This window comes from Actinomadura keratinilytica, assembly GCF_039539665.1.
GTDB classification, from domain to species: Bacteria; Actinomycetota; Actinomycetes; order Streptosporangiales; family Streptosporangiaceae; genus Spirillospora; species Spirillospora keratinilytica.
This window is the reverse complement of the sequence record NZ_BAABDO010000004.1, coordinates 130,154-154,206: the sequence shown is the minus strand read 5'-3', so window position 1 is coordinate 154,206 and position 24,053 is coordinate 130,154. Positions and strand designations below refer to the sequence as shown.

Annotated in this window: 25 protein-coding genes; 15 read left to right on the top strand and 10 right to left on the bottom strand. The window is 72.5% G+C overall.

Annotated elements, in window-relative coordinates; translation table 11 throughout:
• Positions 1 to 288: 288 nt before the first annotated feature.
• Positions 289 to 945 (bottom strand): pentapeptide repeat-containing protein, encoded by a 657-nt coding sequence (locus ABD879_RS02790; protein WP_345017073.1) that lies wholly within the window; start codon positions 943 to 945, stop codon positions 289 to 291.
• 44 nt (positions 946 to 989) lie between these two features.
• The gene (locus tag ABD879_RS02785; RefSeq protein ID WP_345017071.1) at positions 990 to 2,174 is read right to left on the bottom strand and encodes a helix-turn-helix domain-containing protein; all 1,185 of its coding nucleotides are present in this window, start codon (positions 2,172 to 2,174) and stop codon (positions 990 to 992) included.
• 233 nt (positions 2,175 to 2,407) lie between these two features.
• Here ABD879_RS02785 and ABD879_RS02780 point away from each other — a divergent pair, with 233 nt between their 5' ends.
• From ABD879_RS02780 to ABD879_RS02755, 6 genes are all read left to right on the top strand, one after another.
• The gene (locus tag ABD879_RS02780; RefSeq protein WP_345017069.1) at positions 2,408 to 2,596 is read left to right on the top strand and encodes a hypothetical protein; all 189 of its coding nucleotides are present in this window, start codon (positions 2,408 to 2,410) and stop codon (positions 2,594 to 2,596) included.
• Positions 2,597 to 2,699: 103 nt separating this feature from the next.
• The gene (locus ABD879_RS02775; RefSeq protein ID WP_345017095.1) at positions 2,700 to 3,053 is read left to right on the top strand and encodes an ATP-binding protein; all 354 of its coding nucleotides are present in this window, start codon (positions 2,700 to 2,702) and stop codon (positions 3,051 to 3,053) included.
• A gap of 421 nt (positions 3,054 to 3,474) precedes the next feature.
• Entirely contained in the window at positions 3,475 to 4,371 is an 897-nt protein-coding gene (locus ABD879_RS02770) for a DMT family transporter (RefSeq protein ID WP_345017068.1), read from the top strand.
• 114 nt (positions 4,372 to 4,485) lie between these two features.
• A complete protein-coding gene (locus tag ABD879_RS02765; RefSeq protein WP_345017066.1) occupies positions 4,486 to 5,274 on the top strand; it encodes a tetratricopeptide repeat protein in 789 nt (262 codons plus the stop codon).
• A gap of 154 nt (positions 5,275 to 5,428) precedes the next feature.
• Positions 5,429 to 6,046 (top strand): lytic polysaccharide monooxygenase auxiliary activity family 9 protein, encoded by a 618-nt coding sequence (locus ABD879_RS02760; protein WP_345017093.1) that lies wholly within the window; start codon positions 5,429 to 5,431, stop codon positions 6,044 to 6,046.
• A 172-nt stretch (positions 6,047 to 6,218) separates the two neighbouring features.
• The gene (locus ABD879_RS02755; protein WP_345017064.1) at positions 6,219 to 6,869 is read left to right on the top strand and encodes a TetR/AcrR family transcriptional regulator; all 651 of its coding nucleotides are present in this window, start codon (positions 6,219 to 6,221) and stop codon (positions 6,867 to 6,869) included.
• On the opposite strand, the gene ABD879_RS02750 is transcribed toward ABD879_RS02755, so the two are convergent.
• Positions 6,866 to 7,396 carry a MarR family winged helix-turn-helix transcriptional regulator gene (locus ABD879_RS02750; protein ID WP_345017062.1) on the bottom strand — a complete coding sequence of 177 codons (531 nt, stop codon included), beginning with the start codon at positions 7,394 to 7,396 and terminating at the stop codon, positions 6,866 to 6,868. The genes ABD879_RS02755 and ABD879_RS02750 overlap by 4 nt on opposite strands.
• Positions 7,397 to 7,520: 124 nt before the next feature.
• Here ABD879_RS02750 and ABD879_RS02745 point away from each other — a divergent pair, with 124 nt between their 5' ends.
• Entirely contained in the window at positions 7,521 to 8,285 is a 765-nt protein-coding gene (locus ABD879_RS02745; protein ID WP_345017060.1) for a dioxygenase family protein, read from the top strand.
• Between the two features lie 43 nt (positions 8,286 to 8,328).
• On the opposite strand, the gene ABD879_RS02740 is transcribed toward ABD879_RS02745, so the two are convergent.
• The 3 genes from ABD879_RS02740 to ABD879_RS02730 all read right to left on the bottom strand — a co-directional run bounded on the left by ABD879_RS02740 (position 8,329) and on the right by ABD879_RS02730 (position 11,554).
• On the bottom strand, positions 8,329 to 9,162 hold the full coding sequence (locus ABD879_RS02740; RefSeq protein WP_345017058.1) for an NAD-dependent epimerase/dehydratase family protein: 834 nt from the start codon (positions 9,160 to 9,162) through the stop codon (positions 8,329 to 8,331).
• A 200-nt stretch (positions 9,163 to 9,362) separates the two neighbouring features.
• Complete coding sequence (locus ABD879_RS02735; RefSeq protein ID WP_345017056.1) at positions 9,363 to 10,847, bottom strand: sensor histidine kinase; 1,485 nt, start codon at positions 10,845 to 10,847, stop codon at positions 9,363 to 9,365.
• 2 nt (positions 10,848 to 10,849) lie between these two features.
• Positions 10,850 to 11,554: a response regulator transcription factor gene (locus tag ABD879_RS02730; RefSeq protein ID WP_345017054.1), complete on the bottom strand. Its 705-nt coding sequence runs from the start codon at positions 11,552 to 11,554 to the stop codon at positions 10,850 to 10,852.
• Between the two features lie 127 nt (positions 11,555 to 11,681).
• Between ABD879_RS02730 and ABD879_RS02725 the strand changes: the two genes are divergently transcribed.
• On the top strand, positions 11,682 to 12,344 hold the full coding sequence (locus tag ABD879_RS02725) for a PepSY domain-containing protein (protein WP_345017052.1): 663 nt from the start codon (positions 11,682 to 11,684) through the stop codon (positions 12,342 to 12,344).
• Positions 12,345 to 12,410: 66 nt separating this feature from the next.
• On the top strand, positions 12,411 to 12,923 hold the full coding sequence (locus tag ABD879_RS02720) for an O-acetyl-ADP-ribose deacetylase (RefSeq protein WP_345017050.1): 513 nt from the start codon (positions 12,411 to 12,413) through the stop codon (positions 12,921 to 12,923).
• Between the two features lie 42 nt (positions 12,924 to 12,965).
• On the opposite strand, the gene ABD879_RS02715 is transcribed toward ABD879_RS02720, so the two are convergent.
• On the bottom strand, positions 12,966 to 14,600 hold the full coding sequence (locus ABD879_RS02715) for an AMP-binding protein (protein ID WP_345017048.1): 1,635 nt from the start codon (positions 14,598 to 14,600) through the stop codon (positions 12,966 to 12,968).
• 177 nt (positions 14,601 to 14,777) lie between these two features.
• On the opposite strand from ABD879_RS02715, the gene ABD879_RS02710 reads away from it, so the two are divergent.
• Complete coding sequence (locus ABD879_RS02710; protein WP_345017046.1) at positions 14,778 to 15,602, top strand: class I SAM-dependent methyltransferase; 825 nt, start codon at positions 14,778 to 14,780, stop codon at positions 15,600 to 15,602.
• Positions 15,603 to 15,614: 12 nt separating this feature from the next.
• On the opposite strand, the gene ABD879_RS02705 is transcribed toward ABD879_RS02710, so the two are convergent.
• On the bottom strand, positions 15,615 to 16,373 hold the full coding sequence (locus ABD879_RS02705) for an SDR family NAD(P)-dependent oxidoreductase (RefSeq protein ID WP_345017044.1): 759 nt from the start codon (positions 16,371 to 16,373) through the stop codon (positions 15,615 to 15,617).
• A 160-nt stretch (positions 16,374 to 16,533) separates the two neighbouring features.
• Here ABD879_RS02705 and mshA point away from each other — a divergent pair, with 160 nt between their 5' ends.
• The 3 genes from mshA to ABD879_RS02690 are packed head-to-tail and all read left to right on the top strand — an operon-like array spanning position 16,534 to position 19,136.
• A complete protein-coding gene (gene mshA, locus ABD879_RS02700; protein WP_345017042.1) occupies positions 16,534 to 17,844 on the top strand; it encodes a D-inositol-3-phosphate glycosyltransferase in 1,311 nt (436 codons plus the stop codon).
• Positions 17,841 to 18,353 carry a type III secretion system chaperone family protein gene (locus ABD879_RS02695; RefSeq protein ID WP_345017040.1) on the top strand — a complete coding sequence of 171 codons (513 nt, stop codon included), beginning with the start codon at positions 17,841 to 17,843 and terminating at the stop codon, positions 18,351 to 18,353. Before mshA ends, ABD879_RS02695 begins: the two co-directional genes overlap by 4 nt.
• Positions 18,354 to 18,389: 36 nt before the next feature.
• A complete protein-coding gene (locus ABD879_RS02690) occupies positions 18,390 to 19,136 on the top strand; it encodes a phosphoglyceromutase (RefSeq protein ID WP_345017037.1) in 747 nt (248 codons plus the stop codon).
• Positions 19,137 to 19,879: 743 nt separating this feature from the next.
• On the opposite strand, the gene phoU is transcribed toward ABD879_RS02690, so the two are convergent.
• On the bottom strand, positions 19,880 to 20,539 hold the full coding sequence (gene phoU / locus ABD879_RS02685; RefSeq protein ID WP_345017035.1) for a phosphate signaling complex protein PhoU: 660 nt from the start codon (positions 20,537 to 20,539) through the stop codon (positions 19,880 to 19,882).
• A 222-nt stretch (positions 20,540 to 20,761) separates the two neighbouring features.
• Between phoU and ABD879_RS02680 the strand changes: the two genes are divergently transcribed.
• Positions 20,762 to 22,087 (top strand): sensor histidine kinase, encoded by a 1,326-nt coding sequence (locus ABD879_RS02680; RefSeq protein ID WP_378271562.1) that lies wholly within the window; start codon positions 20,762 to 20,764, stop codon positions 22,085 to 22,087.
• A gap of 91 nt (positions 22,088 to 22,178) precedes the next feature.
• Positions 22,179 to 22,850, top strand: coding sequence for a winged helix-turn-helix domain-containing protein (locus ABD879_RS02675; protein WP_486303737.1), 672 nt, complete (start codon positions 22,179 to 22,181; stop codon positions 22,848 to 22,850).
• A 111-nt stretch (positions 22,851 to 22,961) separates the two neighbouring features.
• On the opposite strand, the gene ABD879_RS02670 is transcribed toward ABD879_RS02675, so the two are convergent.
• On the bottom strand, positions 22,962 to 23,942 hold the full coding sequence (locus tag ABD879_RS02670) for a copper chaperone PCu(A)C domain-containing protein (protein ID WP_345017029.1): 981 nt from the start codon (positions 23,940 to 23,942) through the stop codon (positions 22,962 to 22,964).
• Positions 23,943 to 24,053: the final 111 nt, after the last annotated feature.

Genomic DNA, 24,053 nt, shown 5'->3' with positions numbered 1-24,053 from the left:
GTGCAGGCGATCCTCACCCTCCACCACCAGGCCCAATGAGGATGGAAACAGTTCAGTGTCGATCGGCAAGACGTTTGTCCCGGCTCAAATCCGGCGCACGGATCAGTTCGATCGCACCGCCCGATGCGGTGCTAGAGGATGGGGCCGAGTTGAGGCACCGCGTCGGAATCCGGTCGAGCGGGACACAGCCACCGGTCGCGTCGCACCACCGGCCCGCCGTGGTTCCCGCCATATCCCATGCCTTGATCCTGACTATGAGTACACGGTGATCCGGGAAACCGCCCGCCGTCACCAACGGGTGAACTCGTTGGTGGACGCCTCCGTCTCCAGCTCAGCTCGCGTGATTCCTCTAACGCCGTTCAGCTTCGCGCCGTTCAGGTCCGCGCGGCCCAAGTCCGCGCCGTGTAGGTTCGCCTCGTGCAGGTCTGCGCCGAGTAGGTTCGCGCCACGCAGATCCGCTCCGCGCAGGTCCGCACCGGCTAAGTCTGTGTCGCGCAGGTCTGCGCCGAATAGGTTCGCGTCGCGCAGTCCTCCGCTCGCCAGTTCCTCAGGTGGAGGGGGCCGCGACGCTGCGTGTGCAGGATCGCCCGAGGTTGTGTACCGAGGGTTGTGGTATGAGCCCTGGTCAGGCGTTCCCGGTGGCGTGGTTACGCGTTGGGATGCGTCGGAGCGGCCGATTGGAGTTGGTCGCGAGCCGCCCGGATCTCCGAACCGTCTGCCCGCGGCCGCGAGATCTTCGTGATTCTCGCGATTTCCTTGTCGAGTTGCGCGGAGGAGACCATCGGGACGATCCGCGCCAGCTCCTCCATTTGGTCGGCGGCTTCGGGAAGTCGGACGGCGCCCAGGGAAGCGTAGATCCGCCCCCACGTCCAACTCGCGAGCAGTATCGGGCGATCGTGGAGAAGTCGAAGCGCCTCTTCGAAGGCCGCATCGGCTTCGTCGCATCGCTTCAGGCGCGCAAGGACGACGGGCCCATGGGGCTGCGGCCATCACGTGCGCGGGGGCTGCTTCGGCATGACGGAGCGCAACCGCGCTCGCGCCTCCTTGATCTCCGGCACCTGCGCCCATGGGGCAGCGGCGTCCAGCACGCTTTTCACTTTCTGGTCGATCCAGGCCGATGTGACCAGCGGTACGATATATGAGAGTGCCGTCATCAGCTGCGCTGCCAGATCCAGGTTGCGAGTGGCCAGAGCCACCTTCGCTGCGTTGGCGAGGTCGTTCGCCTGATACTGAGTGGCGGGCAGTGACTCGGTGATCCGGACTGCCTCATCGAATGAGTGAAGCGCCTGGCTGACATCTCCCACATCATGGAATACGAGCCCCGACACGCCGCTGACCCAGGCCGAGTCCAGAGGTGACAGGCCATTGATGCTGCGCGCTTCGTTGATGAACTTTTGCGACCGCTTCTTGGAGGTTCCCGCCCAGTTGTCTTGAGCGAGCGCCCACCCCATGTATGCCTTCAACGGAGCCCGAAAGCTGTCGGGCACTTCGGGCAGTGCAAGCCCCTCCTCGGCGTGGTGGGCCGCGTGGTCAGGTGCACCTTTGACGAGATAAAGATCGCTTAGTATGGCGTGGGCGGCGGCCTGCTTCTCGACGTCCCCCGCATCCCGCGCTAGAGCGAGTGACTTCCGGGCGAGTGATTCCGCCAAGTCGACCCGGCCGGCGTCGTAGACGGTCCAGGCCGCCTGACGCATGAACTCGGATGCCGCTACGCGAAGCCCCTTTCCAGTGCCTGGCAGTGCTTCACTGATTCCCTTCGCTTGGGTCCATACCCTCTGGGCGATCGGAACACCGCCGAGTTCGTCACGCATGGTCGATGCGCGCTTCGCCAGCCCGAGGACATATTCCGGATCCTGGTATGGGCTGCTCCTCCCGCTGGGGATGAACAGCACACCGGCGGCCTTTCCCGCAACGGCGCCTCCGGCTGCTTTGACGGCCTTCCCATTGAACTCGCGACGCAGCATCCACGCCTCCCTTTGGGGCATCAGGATCATGATCCAGCCGGCCTTACCTAGAAGATAGGTAGCTGTACCTATCCCGGTATCTCTTGCTCCACTGATCACTCTAGAGATCCACGGCTGGGGTTTGCCCAGCACGCGGGCAAGCTCCGTCTGGCTCCATCCGTTCTCTTCCATGATCAGTTTAAGCGCCTCGGGGAAGCTTCGCGCGTGCATGAATCGAGGCTATTCCCCTGTGGTATCGAACGCCACCATCTTGGTTGAAAGAAAGGCACGCTCAGAGGTGCAGGGGCCCAAAAGTAGGGCGGCCCGGAGGCGGTGAGAGCAGCACCGCCCCGGGCCTTGATCCGGACGCTGGAGGTCCGAACCCAATGTGGAACCTACCCGATCATCAGAGAGGCCCACAGGGCTGTCTCATCGCGAGTGACCCACGTCGCAGGCCGGAGGATGTGCTGGTTCGCGCGGTGCAGGCGGCGACCCGGGGGCGCTGGCTGTGCTGGTTCGGGCGCGCGACGGGCCGGTATTGGGCCATGCCGCCGCACTCCTACCACTGGTCCGGCCTGCTGGAGAGCGACACCCCTGAGGGGCTCGCGGCGGCCATCGGACAGGTGGAGCTGTTCTACGGGTCGGCGCCATGACGTGCCCGATGCCCGGGCGGTTCGCGTTGAACGGAGCGTTGCTGCAGGTCATCGCGGTCCTGGACATCGCCGCCGACGCACGTGAAGTCGCGCACGCGCGTACCTGGTCACGCAGCGCATCGGTGAGGCGTTCGTCCTCCCGGGCGGTGTCACCCGCGACGTGATCGACACCGTTGAACTGTGCGCCTCCGAGGTCATCACGAACGCCATCGTGCACGGCGGACGCGAACACCAGGAGGAACAAGTCACGATCGTTCTCATTTGCGCGCCGTCGTTGATCAGAATCGAGGTGATCGACAGTGGAAACGATCCCGACCGCATGCCACGCGTCCGCGATGTCAAACCGGATTCCGACACCGGAGGCCGCGGACTCGAAATCGTGAGCATCTGCGCCCACCGCTGGGATCACTACACGGACGCCGCAGGGCGAACCGTGTGGTTTGAGGTGAAGTGCTAGGGAATCATTCCGGTACTCCTAGGCCGCCGCGCAGCCGGGTCATTGCGCGTGTCTTTCTTCCCCAAGACGAGGCGCCGCATTCCATGCACGACCCGGCTGCGTGGCCCTCCTGCGCGATCCGCTCCGCGGCGCGCCCGCCGCCGCGTTGGACGGCCGGTACTTCTGGCTGTTCGAACTCCGGGTCTTCGCCTACCGGCCGAGCGGTCGCACCCAGGGCCGCGAGATGGCGGGCTGTGGCGTCCGACCAGGTAGCGGCCCGGGTTAGGGTGGCGGCCATGAGTTCGACCGTGCTCTCCCCTCCCGCCGCGTAGGGCGGGCCACCAGGGAAGACGAGCGCGCGGAGTGAGGTTCCTCCGCGCGCCTGTGCGGTGTGCCCGCGGACGGAGGCACACGACCACTTCCTCACGCGGAGAACGAACACGTGTCGAACACCGTCGTCCGCGTGCCCGTCGCACGCGGACTTCTGTATCTGGCCATCGCCGGAACGACCTGGGGCACCACGGGCGCAGCCGTGGACCTGGCCTACCGGTCGAGCGACCTGGGGCCGATGGCCGTCTCCTTCTGGAGGTACGTCAGCGGCCTTGCCCTGCTGCTCCTCGTACGGCCCGTCCTACGTCCGTCCGGGAAACAGCCACGCCTGTCCCACCGCCTGGGGACGGGGGTGGGGCTCGCCGTCTTCCAGACCGCCTACTTTGGCGCCGTTCAGGCCACGGGCGTGGCGGTGGCCACCATCGTCACGCTGGGGGCCGGGCCGGTGCTCATCGCCGCGGGCGCTCGTCTCGCGTTGGGCGAGCGTCTTGGTGTGGGCGGTGTCGCGTCTCTGGCAGCGGCCCTTGGCGGGCTCTCGGTGCTCGTCCTGGGGGACGACGCGGGGACGGTGCGTCCCCTGGGCGTCGTGCTCGCTCTGCTGTCAGCCGCCGGATACGCCGTGGCCACGCTCCTCACCCGCTGGGCGGGCCCGGCCCAGGACTCCTTCACCACCACCCTGTGGGCCTTCGGCATAGGCGCCGTGGTGCTTCTGCCCTTGGCCGCCGTGGAAGGGCTGCTGCCGCACACCGACGCCCCGGTGCGGGTCCTCGTCCTGCTGGCCTACGTGGCGGTGATCCCGACCGCGCTGGCGTATCCGCTCTACTTCGCGGGCGCCGGGGCCGTCCGCGCCGCCACCGCGTCGGTCGTCATGCTCCTGGAGCCGGTGAGCGCGGCCGTCATCGCCGTGGCCGTGCTGGGTGAGCACCTCGCCCCCGCCACCTTGGCCGGTGCCCTGTTGCTGCTGGCTGCCGTCATGGCGCTCACCTACGCCGAGGCCCGCCGCTCGTAGCCGCTGTGCCCGGTCGTCCTGGTGGCGGCCGGGCATACGGGCCGGAAAGGGACGTGTTGTCGGCGCGATCCCGGGGGGTGTTTCCGGCGTCCCAAGTCATTGGAGGCGATGTGCATGGGGTCGGTTGTTGAAGCAGCGGTGGAGGCGTTCCGGGCGGCGCAGCGCGGGAGCCGGGAGGCGCGGGCGCGGCTGGAGGAGCTGCGGGGGCCGCTCGTCGCGCTGGCCGACGAGGGCGACGTGGAGGCGCAGAACGCGCTGGGCGGCATCGCGCTGGAGCACGACGGCGACGCGGAGACCGCGCTGCGGTACTGGACGCTCGCGGCGCAGCGGCGGCATCCGGCGGCGCAGCGGGGGCTGGGGCATTTGTACGCGGCGGGCAAGGGCGTGGAACGGGACGTGGAGAAAGCGGCGGAGCTGTTCCGGCCCGCGGCGCTCGCCGGCGACCAATTCGCCATGTACAACCTGGCGCTGCTGCATCTGCGGGAGGAACGGCTCGCCGGGAGCATGAGCCGCGACGAATTGGTGTCCCTGCTGGAGGGGGCCGCCGACAAGGGGCTGGCGGAGGCGGCCACCGAACTGGGGAATCTGCTGGCCAAGGAGGACCGGGACGAGGAGGCGCTGCGCTGGTATCTGCGCGCCGCGCACGCCGGGTATCCGGAGGCGATGTACGTGGCGGGGTGCTGGTACCGGGACGGCTACGGCACCGAACCCGATCCGGTGCAGGCCGTGCGGTGGTTCCTGGCGATGCTCGGCGCGGGCAGCGGGGACGGCGTGCACGAGGCGATCAAGCTGGCCGGCTCGATGACCGACGAGCAGATCCGCCGCGCCGCCGTGCTGGCCGGGGATCCCAACTGCGGTGACGCCCTCGTTTCCACCGTTCGGGGGCGCACCACCGCCGATTAGCGTTCCGGGCCGTGAAAGATTTCACGGCCCGGATGACGCTTTTGCGGCACCGGGTTAGCATCCGCTTTGGGAGCGCTCCCAATCCGGCCATCCCCGCCACCGGAACGGAGAAAGCGCGATGCGCCTCAACCGAATGCTCCGCCGTGCCGTGACGATGCTCTCCGCGGCGGCGCTCCTGCCGCTCGTCTGGGTCGACACCGCGGCGGCGCACGGATCCGTCATCGACCCGGCGTCCCGCAACTACGGCTGCTGGCTGCGCTGGGGCAGCGACTTCCAGAACCCCATCATGGCGGAGCAGGACCCCATGTGCTGGCAGGCGTGGCAGGACAACCCCAACGCCATGTGGAACTGGAACGGCCTGTACCGCGACAACGTGGGCGGCAACCACCAGGCCGCGATCCCCGACGGGCAGCTGTGCAGCGCCGGCCAGACCGAGGGCGGCCGCTACCGCTCCATGGACGCCGTCGGCCCGTGGAAGACGACCGACATCTCCAGCACGTTCACCATCAACCTGTACGACCAGGCCAGCCACGGCGCCGACTACATCCGCGTCTACGTCACCCGCCAGGGCTACGACGCCCTGACCCAGCCGCTGCGCTGGAGCGACCTGGAGCTGGTCCGCGAGACGCCCAGGTACGCCCCCGCCAACAACTACGTGGTGTCCAACGTGAGCGTGTCCGGACGCAGCGGCCGCCACGTCGTCTACACCATCTGGAAGGCGTCGCACATGGACCAGACGTACTACTTCTGCAGCGACGTCAACTTCCGCTAGAGCCGTCCGTCTCGTCCCGCCGGAACCCGCGCCGCGTCCGGCGGGACGTCCTTTTCCCCGCGCGCGGGCGGCCGCACGGTGCCGACCGGGCCGCCCCGGCCGAGGCCCTCGCCACACCGTGATGACCCCGTTCGGCCAGGCCGGGAACTCCGCGTTCCTTACGATGACCTGCATGGAGTCGACGACGCGGAGGGTGACGGACGAGGCCGGGGCGCGGCCGCCGGGACGCGGAGCCCAGGCGGCGCGCAACGACCGGCTGATCCGCGAGGCGGCCCGGGCGGTGTTCACCGCCGACCCCGAGGCGCCCATCGCGGCGGTGGCCCGGCACGCGGGCGTCGGCATCAGCACCCTGTACCGCCGGTACCGCAGCAAGGAGGACCTGCTCCAGCGGCTCACCGCCGAGGCCATGGACCGCTACCTGGCCGAGGTGGAGCGCACGCTCGCCGACGACCGCGATCCGTGGACGGCGTTCGCCGACTTCATGCACCGCTGCCTGGACCTGGGCGCCGGGTCGCTGGGCATGCGGCCGGTGCGCGGGCTGCCGGCGACCGAGGAGATCGCCGACCGGGAGCAGCGGATGCAGGCGGCCACCCGCCGGCTGCTGGACCGGCTCAAGGACGCGGGGGTGCTGCGCCGCGACATCGACGTCGGCGACGTCGCCGTGGTGCTGGAGAACGTGCAGGTGCTGCGCGTCGGCGACGCCGAGCGCACCGGGCGGCTGCGGCACCGCTACCTGACGTTCCTGCTGGCGGGGCTGCGATTGTCCGCGGACGTCGAGCTGCCCGGCCCGGCCCCCGCCTGGGAGGAGCTGCGCGCCCGTTAGCGCGTGCCGGCGGTCGGCGGCGGCGTCGGTTCGTCGGAGTCGCAGGGGCCGAAGATGTCGGCGCTGCCGGGGTCCAGGCGGGCCAGCAGCGCGCGCAGGATCTCGCGCAGCCGCAGCACGTCCTCGCGGCTGAGCGGGTCGAACAGGTGGCGCCGCACCGTTTCCACGTGCCCCGGCGCGGCCGCCTCCAGGACGGCGAAGCCCTCGTCGGTGAGCTCGGCGATGGTGGTGCGCCGGTCGGCGGGGTCCTTGACGCGCCGCACCCAGCCCGCCTGCTCCAGCCGGTTCACCGCGTGCGACAGGCGGCTGGGCGAGGAGCGCACGACCGCGGCCAGCTCGGTCATGGTCAGCGCGCGGCCCGGCGCCTCCGACAGCATGGCCAGGATCACGTAGTAGGTGTGCGGCAGTCCCGAGTCGCGCTGCAGCTGCCGTTCCAGCGTCTCGTTCAGCAGCCGGGTCGTCCACAGGAAGGCCCGCCAGGTCTGCTGCTCCTCGGCGTCCAGCCAGCGCGTCCCGTCCTCGGCCATGCCCCCAGTTTACTTGAAGATTCAAGGCTTGAAGATTCAACAAACCCGGCGTATGCTGCCGCCGAGTTTGTCCAATTTTGAACTACATGGACCGAGTGGAACGGGGACGATGATGACCGTCCGGATGCCCGTGCTCTACCTCAGCCACGGCGCCCCGCCCCTGGCCGACGACCGCGTCTGGAGCGGCCAGCTCGCCCGCTGGTCCGCCGGACTGCCGCGCCCGCGCGCCGTGCTCATGGTGTCCGCCCACTGGGAGGAGGCCCCGCTCTCGATCGGCGCCACCCGCACGGTGCCGCTGGTGTACGACTTCTGGGGCTTCCCGCAGCGCTACTACGAGGTGACCTACGAGGCCCCCGGCGCGCCCGAACTCGCCGACGCGGTGCGCCGCATGCTGCCCGGCGTCCACCACGACCCCGAACGCGGCCTCGACCACGGCGCCTACGTGCCGCTCAAGGAGATGTATCCGGACGCCGACGTCCCCGTGCTGCAGATGTCCATGCCCACCCTGGACCCCGAGCGGCTGTTCGAGCTCGGCCGGAGGCTGGCCCCGCTGCGCGACCAGGGGGTGCTGATCGTCGGCAGCGGCTTCACCACCCACAACCTGCGCGCGATGGCCCCCGCCCCCGACGCCCCGCCCCCCGCGTTCACCGTCGAGTTCGACGACTGGGCCGAGCGCTCGGTCGCCGCCGGAGACGTCGACGCGCTGCTGGACTTCGAGGTCAAGGCCCCCGCCGCCCGCCTGGCGCACCCCCGCACCGAGCACTTCGCGCCGCTGTTCGTGGCCCTCGGCGCGAGCGCCGACGACGCCGGCTCCGACGCCCCCCGCGGCCGCTCGGTGATCGACGGCTACTGGTTCGGGATGGCCAAGCGGTCCTTCCAGTTCGGCTGAGCACCCCCCCGGGCGGCCCCGCGGCGGGCGCCGCGCCGTGCGGTCAGCCCATCTCCTTGAAGCCGTCCCGCCAGGTGGACAGCCGCGGCTTCCAGCCCAGCTTCTTGGCCTTGGCGTTGGAGATCGGACGGCCGATGGCGGCGGCGTGCCGCGCGGTGCCCGGCGTCGGGGCGCCCAGCGCCGCGCAGAAGACCGGCAGCCAGTCGGCCGTCGTGGCGGGCTCGTCGTCGACGATGTTCACCGGGCCCGCGGGCCAGTCCAGCGCCGCCAGCGCGGCCGAGGCGGCGTCGTCGACGTGCACGAACGAGGTCCACACCGGGTTCAGCTTCAGGTCGCCCGCCTTCGCCCGCTGGGCGATCGCGCCGTCCGGCGCGTACCAGGTGCCCGGGCCGTACAGCGCCCCGTACCGCAGCACCACCCCGCGCGGCATGCCGCCGACCATCTCCTCCAGCGGGCCGACGCCCGCGTACGGCCGCAGGGTGGTGTCGAGCGGGTCGGTCTCCACGGCCGGTTCCTTGCCCGGCACGTACAGCCACGCGATGCTCTGCGCGATCATGGTCTGCACGCCGGCGGCCCGCGCCGCCGCCACCAGGTTGCGAGTGCCCTCCACCCGCAGCCGGGAGTTGGCGTCGAAGTCCTCGGCGGACAGGTCGGTGAGCTGGTGGATGATCACGTCGGGCCGGGCGGCCAGGACGGCCTCGCGCAGCGCGTCGGCGTCGTAGACGTCCACGACGGCGGGCGTCGCATGCTGGTCGGCGATGGACTGGGCGCGCTCCGGCCGCCGGGTCGTCCCGGTGACCTCGTGGCCCGCCTGCACGAGCATCGGGACCAGTCGGCGCCCGATCACCCCGGTGGCGCCGGCGACAAAGATCTTCAAGGGGGGTACCTCCACGACGTTCATGCCGTTGTGGTCGTCACCACGGCAGGATAATGCGACTTCGCACACCGTTTCGCCGCCGCCTGACGGACCGGTGGCTTGTGGTCCGTGTCCCACCATCGGTTCGGTCGCTGTCCCACGTCGATGATGCGGCGAGTGTCACCCGGATCGCGCGCGGCACGCGGATCGACTCCAGCTTTTCAGGTATCCGGCGTTCCCGGTAGTTGAACTTCGAACAACGCGCCGCCGCCCGGAGCCTCATCCGCGGTCAGCCTACCGCCGTGCGCCCGCACCAGGTCGCGGGCGATCGCCAGGCCGAGCCCGGCGCCGCCGTCGTCGCGGCTGCGCGCGTCGTCCAGCCGGACGAACCGTTCGAAGATCCGCTCGCGGTCCTCCGGCGGCACCCCCGGGCCGTCGTCGGCGACGCGCAGCACCGCCCGCGTGCCGTCCGCGGACGCCGCCAGCGACACCCGGATCCGCGACGCGGCGTGCCGTTCGGCGTTGTCGAGCAGGTTGGACAGCACCCGGGCCAGGCGGCCGCGGCCGCCCATGACCGCCGGCGCGTCGCCGGCCACGTCGGCGTGCACGGTCAGGTCGCGGCCGCTCGCGGGACGGCGCCGCAGCTCCTCGCCGACCAGCTCGGCCAGGTCCACCGGCTCGGTTCGGACGGGCCGGTCCCCGGCGTCCAGGCGGGCGAGCAGCAGCAGGTCGGCGGCCAGGTCCTGGAGCCGGATGACGTCGTCGGTCAGCCCCCGCAGGTCCAGCAGCTCCGGATGCGCGGCGGCCACCTCCAGCTGGGTGCGCAGCGACGCGATCGGGCTGCGCAGCTCGTGCGAGGCGTCGGCGACGAACCCGCGCTGCCGCGCCACCGACCGCTCCAGCGCCGCCAGCGTCTCGTTGGTGGTGGCCGCCAGGTCGGCGACCTCGTCGCGCGAACGCGGCTGCGGGACGCGCCGGGCCAGGTCGCCGGACGCGGTGATCTCCGCCAGCTCCCCGCGGATGGCCGCCACCGGACGCAGCGCCCGCCGCGTCACCAGCCACGTCACCACCGCGACCACCACCAGCAGCACGGGCAGGCCCACCAGCATCGCGCGCGCCACCGTGCCGACGGCGTCGCGCGTGGTCTGCAGCTCCGCGCCCGCGTAGACGGTGACGGTCTCCCCGGCGGGCGTGGTGGCCTGGACGGCGGCGAACCGGTAGTCGGCGGAGCGGCCGTTCACGGTGGCGGTGCCGGTGGAGTGGTGCACGTCGCCGGAGACCTGGCCGCGGCCGGGCGCGCCGTCATCGTCGTCGTCTCCGTCTCCGTCTCCGTCTCCGTCATCGTCGCCGTCGTCGTCGCCCTGGACGGCGGGCGCGCCCGCCGAGGCGCCGGGCCGCACCTCGCCCGTGCCGGCGCCCGTGATCGCCGTCAGGTTCTCGCTGACCGCCCGCACGCGGCCGAGCGCGTCCACGACCTGGACGGGATGCTCGTCGCCGTCGTCGAGTTCGAGCCGGTCGAACGGCGTGCCGGTGGCCAGCTGCGAGGCGACTTCGCGCGCCGCCACCTCCGCCTGCAGGTCGGCCCGGCCGGCGAGGTTGGCGCGCAGCAGCAGCACGACCGCCAGCCCGGCGGCCACCAGCGCCACCGCGACCACGGCGGTCGCCCCCAGCGTCGTGCGGGCGCGGACCGAGCCGAGGAACCGCACGGTCAGCCGCCCCCGCCCGGGGTGCGCGGGGCGCCGCCGTCGGTGGCCAGGCGGTATCCGGCGCCCCGCACCGTCGTGATCGACCGGCGGCCGAACGGGGCGTCCAGCTTGCGGCGCAGCGCGCTGATGTACACCTCCACGATGTTGGGGTCGCCGTCGTAGGCGAAGTCCCACACATGCTCGATGATCTGCTGCTTCGACACCACCCGGCCCGCGTTCACCGCCAGCTGCTCGAGCACGGCGAACTCCTTGGCGGTCAGCTCCACCTCCGTGCCGCCGCGCGTCACCCGCCGGGCGGCCTGGTCGACGGTGAGGTCGCCCAGCACGATCGCGGGGGAGCCGCCGCGCGTGCGGCGCCGCAGCAGCGCCCGGATGCGCGCCAGCAGCACCACGTAGGAGAACGGCTTGGTCAGGTAGTCGTCGGCGCCGGTGTCCAGGCCCTCGGCCTCGTCGTACTCGCCGTCCTTGGCGGTCAGCATGAGGATCGGGGTGTCGTCGCCTGCCGCCCGCAGCCGCGCGCACACCCGGTAGCCGTTCAGCCGGGGCAGCATCACGTCCAGCACGATCAGGTCGTAGTCGTGCGCGACCGCCCGGTCCAGGCCGGCGGCGCCGTCGTGCGCCACGTCCACCGCGAAGCCCTCGGCGGCCAGCCCGCGCGCCAGCGCGTCGGCCAGCCGCTTTTCGTCCTCAACGATGAGCAGGCGCATGCCATCAGGCTGCCAGAGCCGCCTGAAGAGGATTTCAGGTTGGTTCAGGAGCGCTACAGGTCGGGTTGCCAGCGTGGTACCCGTCGCCGGCGGCCGACCGGGGCCGCCGCGGACGACGGGAGGAAGCATGGGTTTGGCCGGGAAGAAGCTGTCGGGGCGCGGTCTGCTGGTCGCCGGGCTCACCGCGGGCGTGCTCGCCGCGGGCGGGACGGCCGCCGCGTTCGCCGCCGGCGGGGACGACGACACGGTGCCGAGCACCCCGCGCACCGGCTACACGCAGCCGGTCGGCGCGGACGGCGGCGCGGCGCCGCGCTCCTCGCGGATCGGCTGCGCGCAGGCCGCGGGTGCCGTGCTGAAGGCGGTTCCGGGCGGCCGGATCGAGAGCCTGGAGCTGGACGACGACGGCCGGTCCCTGTGGGAGGCCGACGTGCTGACGGGCGCCGGGGCCTGGCGCGAGGTGCACGTCGATGCCGGTGACGGCCGGGTGGTCGCCGACCGCGCGGACGACCCCGACGACGATTCCGGCCGGTCGGCGCAGGCGCTGCGGTCCGCGAAGGTCGACGCGGTGCGGGCCGCCGCGGCCGCGGCGCGGACCGCGTCCGGCACGGTGACCTCCATCGAGTTCGAGCACCGCGCCGCGCGGTCGGTGTGGGAGGTCGAGATCACCGGGCAGGACGGCCGCGAACGCGAACTGCGCGTGGACGCCGCCACCGGCAAGGTCGTCGCGGACGACTCCCGGGACGACGACGCCGACGACGACTCTGACGACGACGCCGGGGACGACGACTGAGGAACGTCCCGTGAAGGGCGACACCGCGCCGCGGGGATGAGATCGTACGCGGGGAGGTGACGGCCGATGCAGATCACGCTGGTTCAGGGAGACATCACCGAGCAGCAGGTGGACGCTGTGGTGAACGCGGCCAACTCGTCCCTGCTCGGCGGGGGCGGAGTGGACGGCGCCATCCACCGCAGGGGCGGCCCGGAGATCCTGCAGGAGTGCCGCAGGGTGCGCGCCTCCCAGTACGCCGGGGGCCTGCCGACGGGGCAGGCCGTGGCGACCACCGCCGGACGGCTGCCCGCCCGCTGGGTGATCCACACGGTGGGGCCGGTCTACTCGGCCTCCGAGGACCGGTCGGAGCTGCTGGCGTCCTGCTACCGCGAGTCGCTGCGCGTCGCCGACGATCTGGGCGCGCGGTCGGTCGCGTTCCCCGCGGTGTCGGCCGGTATCTACGGCTGGCCCATGGACGACGCGGCGCGCATCGCGGTGCGGACCGTCCGCGGCACGGCCACCACCGTGCAGGACGTGCGGTTCGTGCTGTTCACGCCGGACGCCTACGAGGCGTTCGCCAAGGCCGTCGGCGACGGCTGAGCACCCCGGGCCCGTGAGCATGCGGGCCCGGGGGGCACGGCGTCAGGCGCCGGCGGCCAGGGCGCGGGCCGCGGCGTAGTCGGCCTTGCCGTTGGGCAGGCGCAGGCTGCGCCGCGTCCGCGCGAACGCCTTGGGGATCTTGTATCGGGCCAGGTGGCGGGCGCATCCGTCGCGCAGCTGCGCGTCGCTCGGGCCGTCCCCGTCCTCGGCCACCCGCAGCACGGCGACGATCTCGCTGCCCCACCGCTCGCTCGGGCGCCCCACGACCAGGGCGTCCAGCACGCCCGGCAGGTCGCGCAGCACCCCCTCCACCTCCTCGGCGAACACCTTCTCCCCGCCGGTGTTGATCGTGGTGGCCTCGCGGCCGTGCACCTCGACCGTCCCGTCGGCCAGCAGCCGGGCCCGGTCGCCGGCGATGACGACGCGTTCGCCGTCCACGGTGCGGAAGGTGGCGGCGGTGCGCTCGGGGTCGTTGAGGTAGCCGAGCGGGATCGTGCCGGTCTTGGCCAGCCAGCCCAGCTCGTCCTCGCCGGGGGACAGCCGGCGGGTGCGGTCGGCGCTCACCACCCGCGCCTCGGGGGTCGGGACGAACGGGCCGTCGGCGGCGCCGCGCCGGGTCACCTGGAACCCCGACTCCGAGGAGCCCAGCACGTCCACGATCCGCACGTGCGGCAGCCGCTCCTGCAGCCGCCGCTTGACGTCCGGGCTGATCGCGGCGGCCGAGTTCAGCAGCGTGCGCAGCTCGGGCAGCGCCACGTCGCCGCGCTCCAGCTCCGCCAGGATGGGCCGGGCGAACGCGTCGCCGACCACCGGGATCCGGGTGACGCGCTCGCGCGCGGCCGTGGCCACCAGGTCGGCGGCGTCCAGCCCGTCGGTCCGGCCGGGGAACACCACGCAGGCGCCGCCGCACCAGCCGCCCAGCGCCGACCACGTGCCGCCGCCGTGCATCAGCGGCGGGCCGACCAGCACCCGGTGCCGGGAGCGCTCGGCCCGTTCGACGGCCTCGTCCAGGTCGGTGATGGGCGTCCCGTCGCGGCGGGCCAGCCCGAGCGGGCCGATCATCAGGTCGCCGATCCGCCACAGCACGCCCTTGGGCAGCCCGGTCGTCCCGCCCGTGTAGAGGATGTGCAGGTCGCCGGGGTCGGGCCGGACGCCGTCGAGCGGGGTCGCGGGGGCCTCGGCCAGCGCGGTCTCGTAGTCCAGCGCGCCGGGGGCGAGGGGCGTGCCGGAGCCGTCGCGCACCTGGAGCAGCAGCGGGGCCCGGTCGAGCCGCTTGGCCACGCGCTCGATCACGGGGGCGAAGCAGGCGTGGTAGAGGATGGCGGCCGGGCGGGCGTCGCCGAACAGCTGCGCCAGCTCGTCGTCGACGTACCGGTAGTTGACGTTGAACGGCGCGACGCGGGCCTTGTGCGCGCCCAGCAGCCCTTCCAGGTACTCGGGCCCGTTGTGCAGGTAGAGCGCCAGGTGGTCGTGCGGCGACTGCCACGGGTGGGCGGCCTGGCCCCGTACGCCGAGGCCGTGGGCGTGCAGGACGTGCGCCAGCCGCCGCGTCCGCTCGGCCACCTCGGCCCAGGTGCGCCTGCCGTCGCGCCACACCACGCACTCGCGGTCGGGCACCGCGGCGGCGATCGCCTCGTGCAGGGTCGCCAGGTCGAGTTGCGCCTTCGGCTGGGGCATCGGCACTCCCTTCGCACACGCTCCAGAAGATCACCGTAACCAAATACTTACCGAATCTCATTCAGTTGTGGCGAAAAACGCTCGGCGTCTTCGCGTCCGCCATGGCCGCCGCCAGGGACGACGTGGCCGAAAGCGGCAACGACCTGTGCACACCGGGGCACACGGCACAATCACTGGGTGACCCCCCGCATGACCAGGCCCCGGGGAGAGGTCACCCGGGGCACCACCGCCCCCAACCGGCTGCGCCGCATCGACCGCTGGATCACCGCCACCCAGACCGGCCCCCTGCGCACCGGTCCGCGCCCCCTCGTCGTCGACCTCGGCTACGGCGCGTCGCCCGTCACCACCGTCGAGCTGTACACGCGGCTGCGGCGGGTGTCTCCCCGCGTGGAGGTCGTCGGCATCGAGATCGAACCCGCGCGCGTCGCCGCGGGCCTGGCCTTCCTGGACCAGGCCGCCGGCCGCTACCAGGGGCTGTCGTTCGTGCGCGGCGGCTTCGAACTGCCCGTCGACCGGCCGCCCGTCCTCGTCCGCGCCTTCAACGTGCTGCGGCAGTACCAGGAGGCCGCGGCCTGGCAGGCGTGGGACGAGCTGTCCGCCCGCCTGGCGCCCGGCGGCGTCCTGGTCGAGGGCACCTGCGACGAGATCGGCCGCCGCGCCGTCTGGGTGACGCTGCGCGGCGGCCGACCGCAGACCATCACGTTCGCGGCCCACGTGGCGTCCCTGGGACGCCCCTCCGACCTGGCCGAACGCCTCCCCAAGACACTGATCCACCGCAACGTGCCCGGGGAGCGGGTGCACGCGCTGCTCAACGCCTTCGACCGCTGCTGGGCGATGGCCGCACCCCACTCGGTGTTCGGCCCCCGCGCCCGGTGGATCGAGGCGGTCGGGCTGCTCTCCCGCACCCACCCGGTGCACACCCGCCCGCCCCTCGGGGGCCGGGCGCGCTGGCGGCTGGGCGAGCTCACCCTCCCCTGGTCGGCCGTGGCGCCCGGCCCGTGAGACCCCGCGCGCTCACACTCGGTGGACCTTGTGCGCGGTCGCCTGGACGCGGGGCTGCACGTCGATGCGGTCGATGTTGACGTGCGACGGCCGCGTCACCGCCCACGCCACGCAGTCGGCCACGTCCTCGGCCACCAGGGGCTCCGGGACGCCCGCATAGGTCTGCTCGGCCTTGTCCGCGTCGCCGCGGAAGCGCACCAGGGAGAACTCCTCGGTCTTCACCATGCCCGGCGCGATCTCGGTGACCCGCACCGGCTCGGCCACCAGCTCCAGGCGCATGACCTCGTTCACCGCGTACGCGCCGAACTTGGCCGCGTTGTAGCCCGCGCCGCCCTCGTACGGCTGGTGCGCGGCCAGGGACGTGATGTTGACCACGTGCCCGTCGCCGCTGGCGATCAGCTTGGGCAGCAGCGCCTTGGTGACGCGCAGCAGCCCCAGCACGTTGATGTCGTACATGCGGGCCCAGTCGGCGGGGTTCGCCTCGGCCACCGGCTCCAGCCCGAGCGCGCCGCCGGCGTTGTTGACCAGCACGTGGCAGGTGTCGACCGCCACGGCCAGGGCGTCCACCGACTCCTGCGAGGTCACGTCCAACGTCACCGCGACCGCCTTGCCCGCGCCCGGCACGTTCTCGGCGATCTCCTTGGCCAGGGCGTCCAGCCGGTCCCGCCGCCGCGCCGCCAGCACCACGTTGAACCCCTCGGCGGCCAGCCGCCTGGCCGTGGCCGCCCCGATACCGCTGCTTGCTCCGGTCACTACCGCCGTCTTACGCATGCCCCCCAGCTTCGCAGGTCACGGACGGGCCGCGCACAGCCGGGACCTGGGCCGCGCCCCGCGGTGGCTTCGATCACCGCCGGGGCGCACGCGGTTGGGGACCAGCGCCCGGGAACACCTGATGCGGGGGGATAGGTTGCAGTAGCGGAGGTGGTGTCCGGTGCCGCGTCGAATCAACCGGGTTGCGACGATCAGCGTTCACACGTCCCCTCTTGACCAGCCCGGTACCGGAGACGCGGGCGGCATGAACGTCTACGTCGTCGAGGTGGCCAAACGGCTCGCGGCACGCGGCGTCGAGGTCGACATCTTCACCCGCGCCACCTCGCGCGCGCTCCCGCCCGTCGTCGAACTGGCACCCGGCGTCAGCGTCCGCAACGTCGTCGCCGGGCCGTTCGAGGAGCTCGACAAGACCGAACTGCCCCGCCACCTGTGCGGCTTCACCTCCGAGGTGCTGCGCGCCGAAGCCGACCACGACCCCGGCCACTACGACCTCCTGCACACCCACTACTGGCTGTCCGGGCAGCCCGGATGGGCCGCCAAGCGCCGGTGGGGCGTGCCGCTGGTGCACTCGATGCACACCATGGCCAAGGTCAAGAACGCCGCGCTCGCCGACGGCGACACGCCCGAGCCGCAGGACCGCGTCGAGGGCGAGGAGCGGATCGTCCGGACCGCCGACCGGCTCGTCGCCAACACCGCCGAGGAGGCCGGCCAGCTCACCCGGCTGTACGGGGCCAGGCCGTCCCAGGTCGAGGTCGTCGCCCCCGGCGTGGACCTGTCGGTCTTCCGGCCGGGCGCCGCGCTGGCCCGCGGGCTGCTGCCGCACCGCACCGGCCCCGCCCGCCGCCGCCTCGGCCTGCCGCGCGACGCCTACGTCCTGCTGTTCGTCGGCCGCATCCAGCCGCTCAAGGCCCCCGACGTGCTGCTGCGCGCCGCCGCGCGGATGCTCGCCGACGAGCCGCGCCTGCGCGGACGGCTGGTCGTCGCGGTCGTCGGCGGCCCCAGCGGCAGCGCCCGCTGCCGCCCCGAGGGCCTGCGCTCCCTGGCCGCCGAACTCGGCCTGACCGACGTGGTGCGCTTCGAACCGCCCTGCCCGCAGGCGGAGCTGGCCGACTGGTACCGCGCCGCGGACGTCACCGTCGTCCCCTCGCACAACGAGTCGTTCGGCCTGGTGGCGGTGGAATCCCAGGCGTGCGGCACACCCGTCGTCGCGTCCGCCGTGGACGGGCTGCGCACCGCCGTGCGCGACGGGGAGTCCGGCGTGCTGATCGCGGGGCACGACCCCGCCGACTACGCCGCCGTCCTGCGCCGCCTGCACGCCGAACCCGGGCTGCACGCCCGCCTGGCGCGCGGCGCCGTGCGACACGCCGAGCGTTTCGGGTGGGACGCCACCGTGGACCGCCTCCTGGAGGTGTATACCGGTGCACTGTCCACGTTCGCGACGTCCCGCATCCTCGCCGAGGTGACAGTGTGAGTACCGCAGGTTCCGATCCGGTCTCGGTGATCGAGAAGACGCTGCGCGAGGCGGAGCTGGAGTACGAGACGCCGCGCGACGGGGCGTTCTTCGTCAAGCTGCCCGGGCAGCGCAAGCTCGCCACCATGACGTGGCTCATCGTCGGCGACCACAGCCTGCACGTCGAGGCGTTCTTCTGCCGCCGCCCCGATGAGAACCACGCCGAGTTCTACCGCTTCCTGCTGGAGCGCAACGGCCGCATGTACGGGGTGAGCTTCGCCGTGGACGAGGTCGGCGACGTCCACCTCGTCGGCCGCCTGCCTCTTGCCGCCATCACCCCCGAGGAGATCGACCGGCTGCTCGGCTGCGTGCTGACCTACTCCGACGACAACTTCAACAAGGCGCTGGAGCTCGGCTTCAAGACCTCCATCCAGCGCGAGTGGGACTGGCGGGTCAAACGCGGCGAGAGCCTGGCCAACCTGCAGGCTTTCGCCTCCTTCGCCGACCCCGCCAACCGCGACCCGCGCTGACCCCCGGTCCACGCCGGGCGGATAAGCTTCCATGCCATGGCGACCCTGGTACTGCTGCGGCATGGCGAAAGCGTCTGGAACGCGGAGGGCCTGTTCACCGGGTGGGTGGACGTGGACCTGTCCGCCAAGGGCGAGAGCGAGGCCACCAAGGGCGGCGACCTGCTGCTCGACGCCGACATCACCCCCGACGTGGTGCACACCTCGCTGCTCAAGCGGGCGATCCGCACCGCCAACATCGCGCTGGACGTGGCCGACCTGCTGTGGATCCCGGTGCGCCGGTCCTGGCGGCTCAACGAGCGGCACTACGGCGCGCTGCAGGGCAAGAACAAGGCGCAGACCCGCGAGGAGTTCGGCGAGAAGCAGTTCATGATCTGGCGCCGCTCCTACGACACCCCGCCGCCGCCGATCAAGGACGACGACCCGCTCTCCCAGGTCAACGACCTGCGCTACGCCAGCCTGCCGTCCGAGCTGATCCCGCGCACCGAGTGCCTGGCCGACGTGGTCGACCGGCTGCTGCCGTACTGGTACGACGCGATCGTCCCCGACCTGGCCGCGGGCCGCACCGTCCTGGTCGCCGCGCACGGCAACTCGCTGCGCGCCCTGGTCAAGCACCTGGACGACATCTCCGACGAGGACATCGTCAACCTCAACATCCCCACCGGCATCCCGCTGGTGTACGAGCTGGACGACGACTTCGCCCCGCTCAAGCGCGGCGGCGAGTACCTCGACCCGGCCGCCGCCAAGGCCGCCATCGAGGCCGTCAAGAACCAGGGCAAGAAGTAGCCCCACCCGCCGCGCTCGTCCGGCCTCCGGCAACACCCGAGCGAGGGCGCCGGAGCCGGGCCGCGCGTGAGCGCGGCTGCCGTTGCGGCGAACCGACCGCGCCGGTGCCGCCGCGCCGCACGCCGCCCGGGCACGTACTCGGGCCCCTGCGGCCGCTGTCTCCGCGCGTCCGCACGGCGCTGCAGGCGTCGCCACGCTCGTCCGTTCGGCGCCGGTGTCTGAACCCGGTAACGACCGCGTCCGCCCCGGCAGGTGCCCTGGCGCTGTAGTCGCGTCCGAGTGCGGCGGTGGCGGTGAGTCGGTGCGTTGGTGGCCGCTGCCCGTTCCGGGCGTCGCGTCCGTGCCGCCCGGGCTGCTTTTCCGGTCGGGTTCTTGCGGCCGCTGCTTTCGCATCCGCGCGGCGATGGGGGCGTCGTCGCGGTGCCGGTAGGCGGGAGCCGGGGTCGGCGGTGGTCGCAGCCGCCCGGGTGGGGCCCTTGCATTGCAGCCGCGTCTGAGTAGGCCGGTGGCCGCCGCGTGTCGCGGCGTCGTCATGACGCCCGGGGCGGTCGGGTTGGGGCGGTCGACGCGCGGCAAACGGGCGCGATGGCCTGCCGCAGGTGTACCGGGCGCTGCTGGTCGGCATTGCGTACGGGTGCCTGGTGATCAAGGGTGGGGCGGGCGGCTTTTCAGTTTGGCGAATGTGAAAGGCCCCGTCCCGTTTGTGTGCGGGGGGACGGGGCCTTCGTGGACCTCTCTAGGGGTCAGGGGTCGATGATCTCGGCGGGGCGCTGGCCCGTCACCATGTAGACGACGTTCTCGGCCACGTGCACGGCGTGGTCGGCGAAGCGCTCGAAGTACCGGCCCGCCAGGGTGATGTCGACGGCGGGTTCGACGCCGTGCTTCCACTTGGGCGACAGCAGGATGTCGAACAGCTTGCGGTGCAGGCGGTCCATGGCGTTGTCGTCCTCGTCGAGCTCCAGGCCCATCTCCACGTCCCGCGCCGCGATCACGCTGCCGGTCTTGGCGATCATGCGCTCGGCGATCTGCCCCATCTCCAGCACGACGGCCTGCAGCTCCGGCGGGACGGCCGAGTCGGGGTGGCGGCGCCGGGCGGTCTTGGCGATGTGCACGGCCAGGTCGCCCATCCGCTCCAGGTCCTTGCTCATCTGCAGCGCGGTGATCAGGGTGCGCAGGTCCCCGGCGACCGGCTGCTGCCGGGCCATCAGGTCGAACACCGTCTCCTCGATCTCCGCGTCGATCTTGTTGACGTGCTCGTCGGCGCTGATGACCTCCTCGGACAGCCGCAGGTCGGCGTCCAGCAGGGCGGTCACCGCGCGGGCCATCGCGGAACGGACCAGCCGGGTCATCTCCACCAGCTTGTCCGAAAGGCCGTCGAGTTCCTCGTGGTAGAGGTCGCGCACTTGTGAATCCTCGCGTGTTCCGGGACGGGGGAAAGGACTGGGGAAAGGGAGGGGCGGGGCACGGGGCCGGGGAAAGGGGCCGTCGGGCGGACTCGCCCACGCAACAGCCTGCCCGACGGGCATGAACGGTGCCGAATGGCCAGGTGAACATTGGGGGAACGCCGTCGCGTCCGGTACCCCCGCAGTGTCTGACAGGCGTCAATGGCACTTACGATCCGTTATGTGGAGGTGGAGATTGTCGCTGGTCTGGCCGCGGTCGCGGGTCTCGCGATCGGGCTCGCGACGGGATTGGCGGTGCGAGTGAGCGAAAGGGCCCAGCGCGCAGTCCCGCCGACGACCCAGCAGAGCGTGCTGCCCCCGGGGGTGGCCTCGGTGCTCAGCGTGCTGCGCTCGTCCGGCGTTGTCGTGGACGCCGAGGACCGGGTCGTGCGGGCGAGCTCCGCCGCCCGGGCGTTCGGCCTGGTCAGCGGTGACCGCCTCATGGTCGACGAGGTGCTGGCGATGGCCCGCCTGGTGCGCCGCGACGGCGAGATCCGCGAGACCGAGATCCAGGTCGGCCCGTCCCGCACCCGCGGCCGCGCCGAGGGCCGCTGGTTCGCCGTGCGGGTCGCCCCGCTCGGCTCCCAGGGCCTGGTGCTGGTGCTGGCCGAGGACCTGACCGAGATGCGCCGCGTCGAGGCGATCCGCCGAGACTTCGTCGCCAACGTCAGCCACGAGCTCAAGACGCCCGTCGGCGCCCTGTCCCTGCTGGCCGAGACGGTCGAGAGCGCCGCCGACGACCCCGAGGCGGTGCGCCGCTTCGCCGGGCGCATGCAGCAGGAGTCGGTGCGGCTGACCAACCTGGTCCAGGACCTGATGACGCTGTCGCGCATCCAGGGCGACGAGCCGCTGCCCGAGCTGCGCGCCGTCCCGCTGGACGAGGTGATCGCCGAGGCGATGGACCGCAGCCAGATCAAGGCCGGCGCCAAGAACATCCGGCTCACCAGCGGCGGACAGCGCGGCCTGGAGGTGCGCGGCGACGAGGAGCTGCTGGTCACCGCGCTGCGCAACCTGATCGACAACGCCATCGCCTACAGCCCCGACAACACCCGCGTGGTGGTCGCCACCCGGCGCTGCGACGACCAGCGGCACGTCGAGATCAACGTGACCGACCAGGGCATCGGGATCCCCGAGAGCGACCTGGAGCGGATCTTCGAACGCTTCTACCGGGTCGATCCGGCCCGCTCCCGCCAGACCGGCGGCACCGGCCTCGGCCTGGCCATCGTCAAGCACGTCACCACCAAGCACGGCGGCGAGGTGACCGTCTGGAGCAAGGAGGGCTCCGGGTCCACGTTCACCATCCGGCTGCCGCTGCTCGGCGGGGCGCACGCCGTCCGCTCGGAGACCGGGGCGGGCGGCCTGCACGGCGGGCCGCCGTCCGGCGAGCGCGCCCGGCGGGGCGACCGCCGCCCGCCGATGCCCGCCGACGACGGCTCCATCGTGTACCCGACCCCGCCGACCTCGGGGGGCCCGGCGCCGACCTCGGAGGGCCCGGCGTGGACGTCGTGACCATCGCACCGCCCGCCCCAACGGCGGGGGCCGCCCCGCCCGTCCAGGGACCCGCCAAGTCATACGCCCGGGAGGCAACACCGTGACCCGCGTGCTCGTCGTGGAAGACGAGGAGTCGTTCAGCGACGCACTTTCCTACAACCTGCGCAAGGAGGGCTTCGAGGTGGCCGTGGCGGCCACCGGCCCCGACGCGCTGGACATCTTCGAGCGCAACGGTGCCGACCTCGTGCTGCTCGACCTGATGCTGCCCGGACTGCCCGGCACCGAGGTGTGCCGGGAGCTGCGCGCCCGGTCCAACGTGCCGGTGATCATGCTGACCGCCAAGGACAGCGAGGTGGACAAGGTCGTGGGCCTGGAGCTGGGCGCCGACGACTACGTCACCAAGCCGTTCTCCACCCGGGAGCTGATCGCCCGCATGCGCGCGGTGCTGCGCCGCCAGGGCGAGGTGGAGGAGCTGGCCCCGGCGGTGCTGGAGGCCGGGCCGGTGCGCATGGACGTGGAACGCCACGTCGTCAGCGTCAACGGGGCCCCGATCCAGCTGCCGCTCAAGGAGTTCGAACTGCTGGAGGTGCTGCTGCGCAACGCGGGCCGGGTGCTGACCCGCATGCAGCTCATCGACCGGGTGTGGGGCGCCGACTACGTGGGCGACACCAAGACCCTGGACGTCCACATCAAGCGGCTGCGCGCCAAGATCGAGGAGACGCCGTCCCAGCCGCGCTACATCGTCACCGTGCGCGGCCTCGGCTACAAGTTCGAGCCCTGATCCGCTCCGCGGCCCGAACGGCGGCGGCCCGTACGGGCGAATCGCCGTACGGGCCGCCGCATGCGTTCTGCGTGGCCCTGAGGGGCGCTCAGGGCCGCTCGCGGCGTGTCGTCAGTGGCCTTCCGCGGCCGGGCTCTGCGACGTCTCGGCCGACGGGGACTCCTGCCCGGCCTCGCCCGCGGGCGAGGCGGCGCCGGTCGGCTCGTGCGCGCCCTCGTGGCCGCCGGCGGCGGGGCTCGCCGGGGCGGACGGCGTGGCGGTGGCGCCCCCCGCGGGCGTTCCGGCCGACACCGGGGCGTAGGTGGCGAACTCGCCCTGCTGCGGGATCACGGGGACGTTCACCTCGATGCTGCCCGCGTGCTCGAACCGCAGCGTCACCCGCACGACCTCGCCGCCGAGCAGCTTGTCGTTCAGGCCCGTCAGCACCACGACGGGGCCGCCCTTGCCGGCCTGGGTGGGCTCGGGCGAGGGCGCGCCGGTCTGCGGCGCCCCGGTCCGCTGACCGGCGGTCGGCGACGGCGAGGACGTGCGCTCCTCGTCCGCCGTGGCGGTGGCGCGCGGCGTGGCCGTGGCGCCGCCCTCCTCCGTGTCCGCCGGGCCGGCCTCCGGGCTGGGCGACTCGTCGCCGGCCTCGGGCGAGCCGGTCGCCTTGGGGGAGGCGCTCGGGCTCGCGGTGGCGCCGGACTCGGCCGCGGCGCCGCTCAGCGTCACGGCGGTGGCCACGCCGTTCTCCTGCGCGGCGGGCAGCACCACCGCGCCGCCGGCGATGCGGGCCTGCGCGAACTTGGGCGAGGAGACGCTCACCAGGCGGTCCTGCCGGCCCCTGACCTGGTTGATGATCGTCGCGTACAGCGGCAGCGAGCTGTCGGGGCCGAACTGCATGCCGGGCTTGGGGCCCAGCAGGAACATGTTGCGGACGTCGACCTGCGGGATCTTCGCGCCCTTCGGCACCGAGGCGTTGACGCCCTCGGTCAGCTGGGTGGGCGCGGCGGTCTGGGGTTCGCTGCCGGCGCCGCAGCCGGAAATCACCGGCGCGATGGCGACGGCACCCGCGATGGCGAGTGCGACCACTCGACGGCTGTCTCGGATCACGGCGTCGTTAACTCCTCGCGAAAGGGCGTTGGAAGGCGTGGCGGCGGTGTGCAGGAGGCACGACCCCCGCGCTCCGGGGTACGGAACGGCGCAACCGCGCCAGGGGAAGCG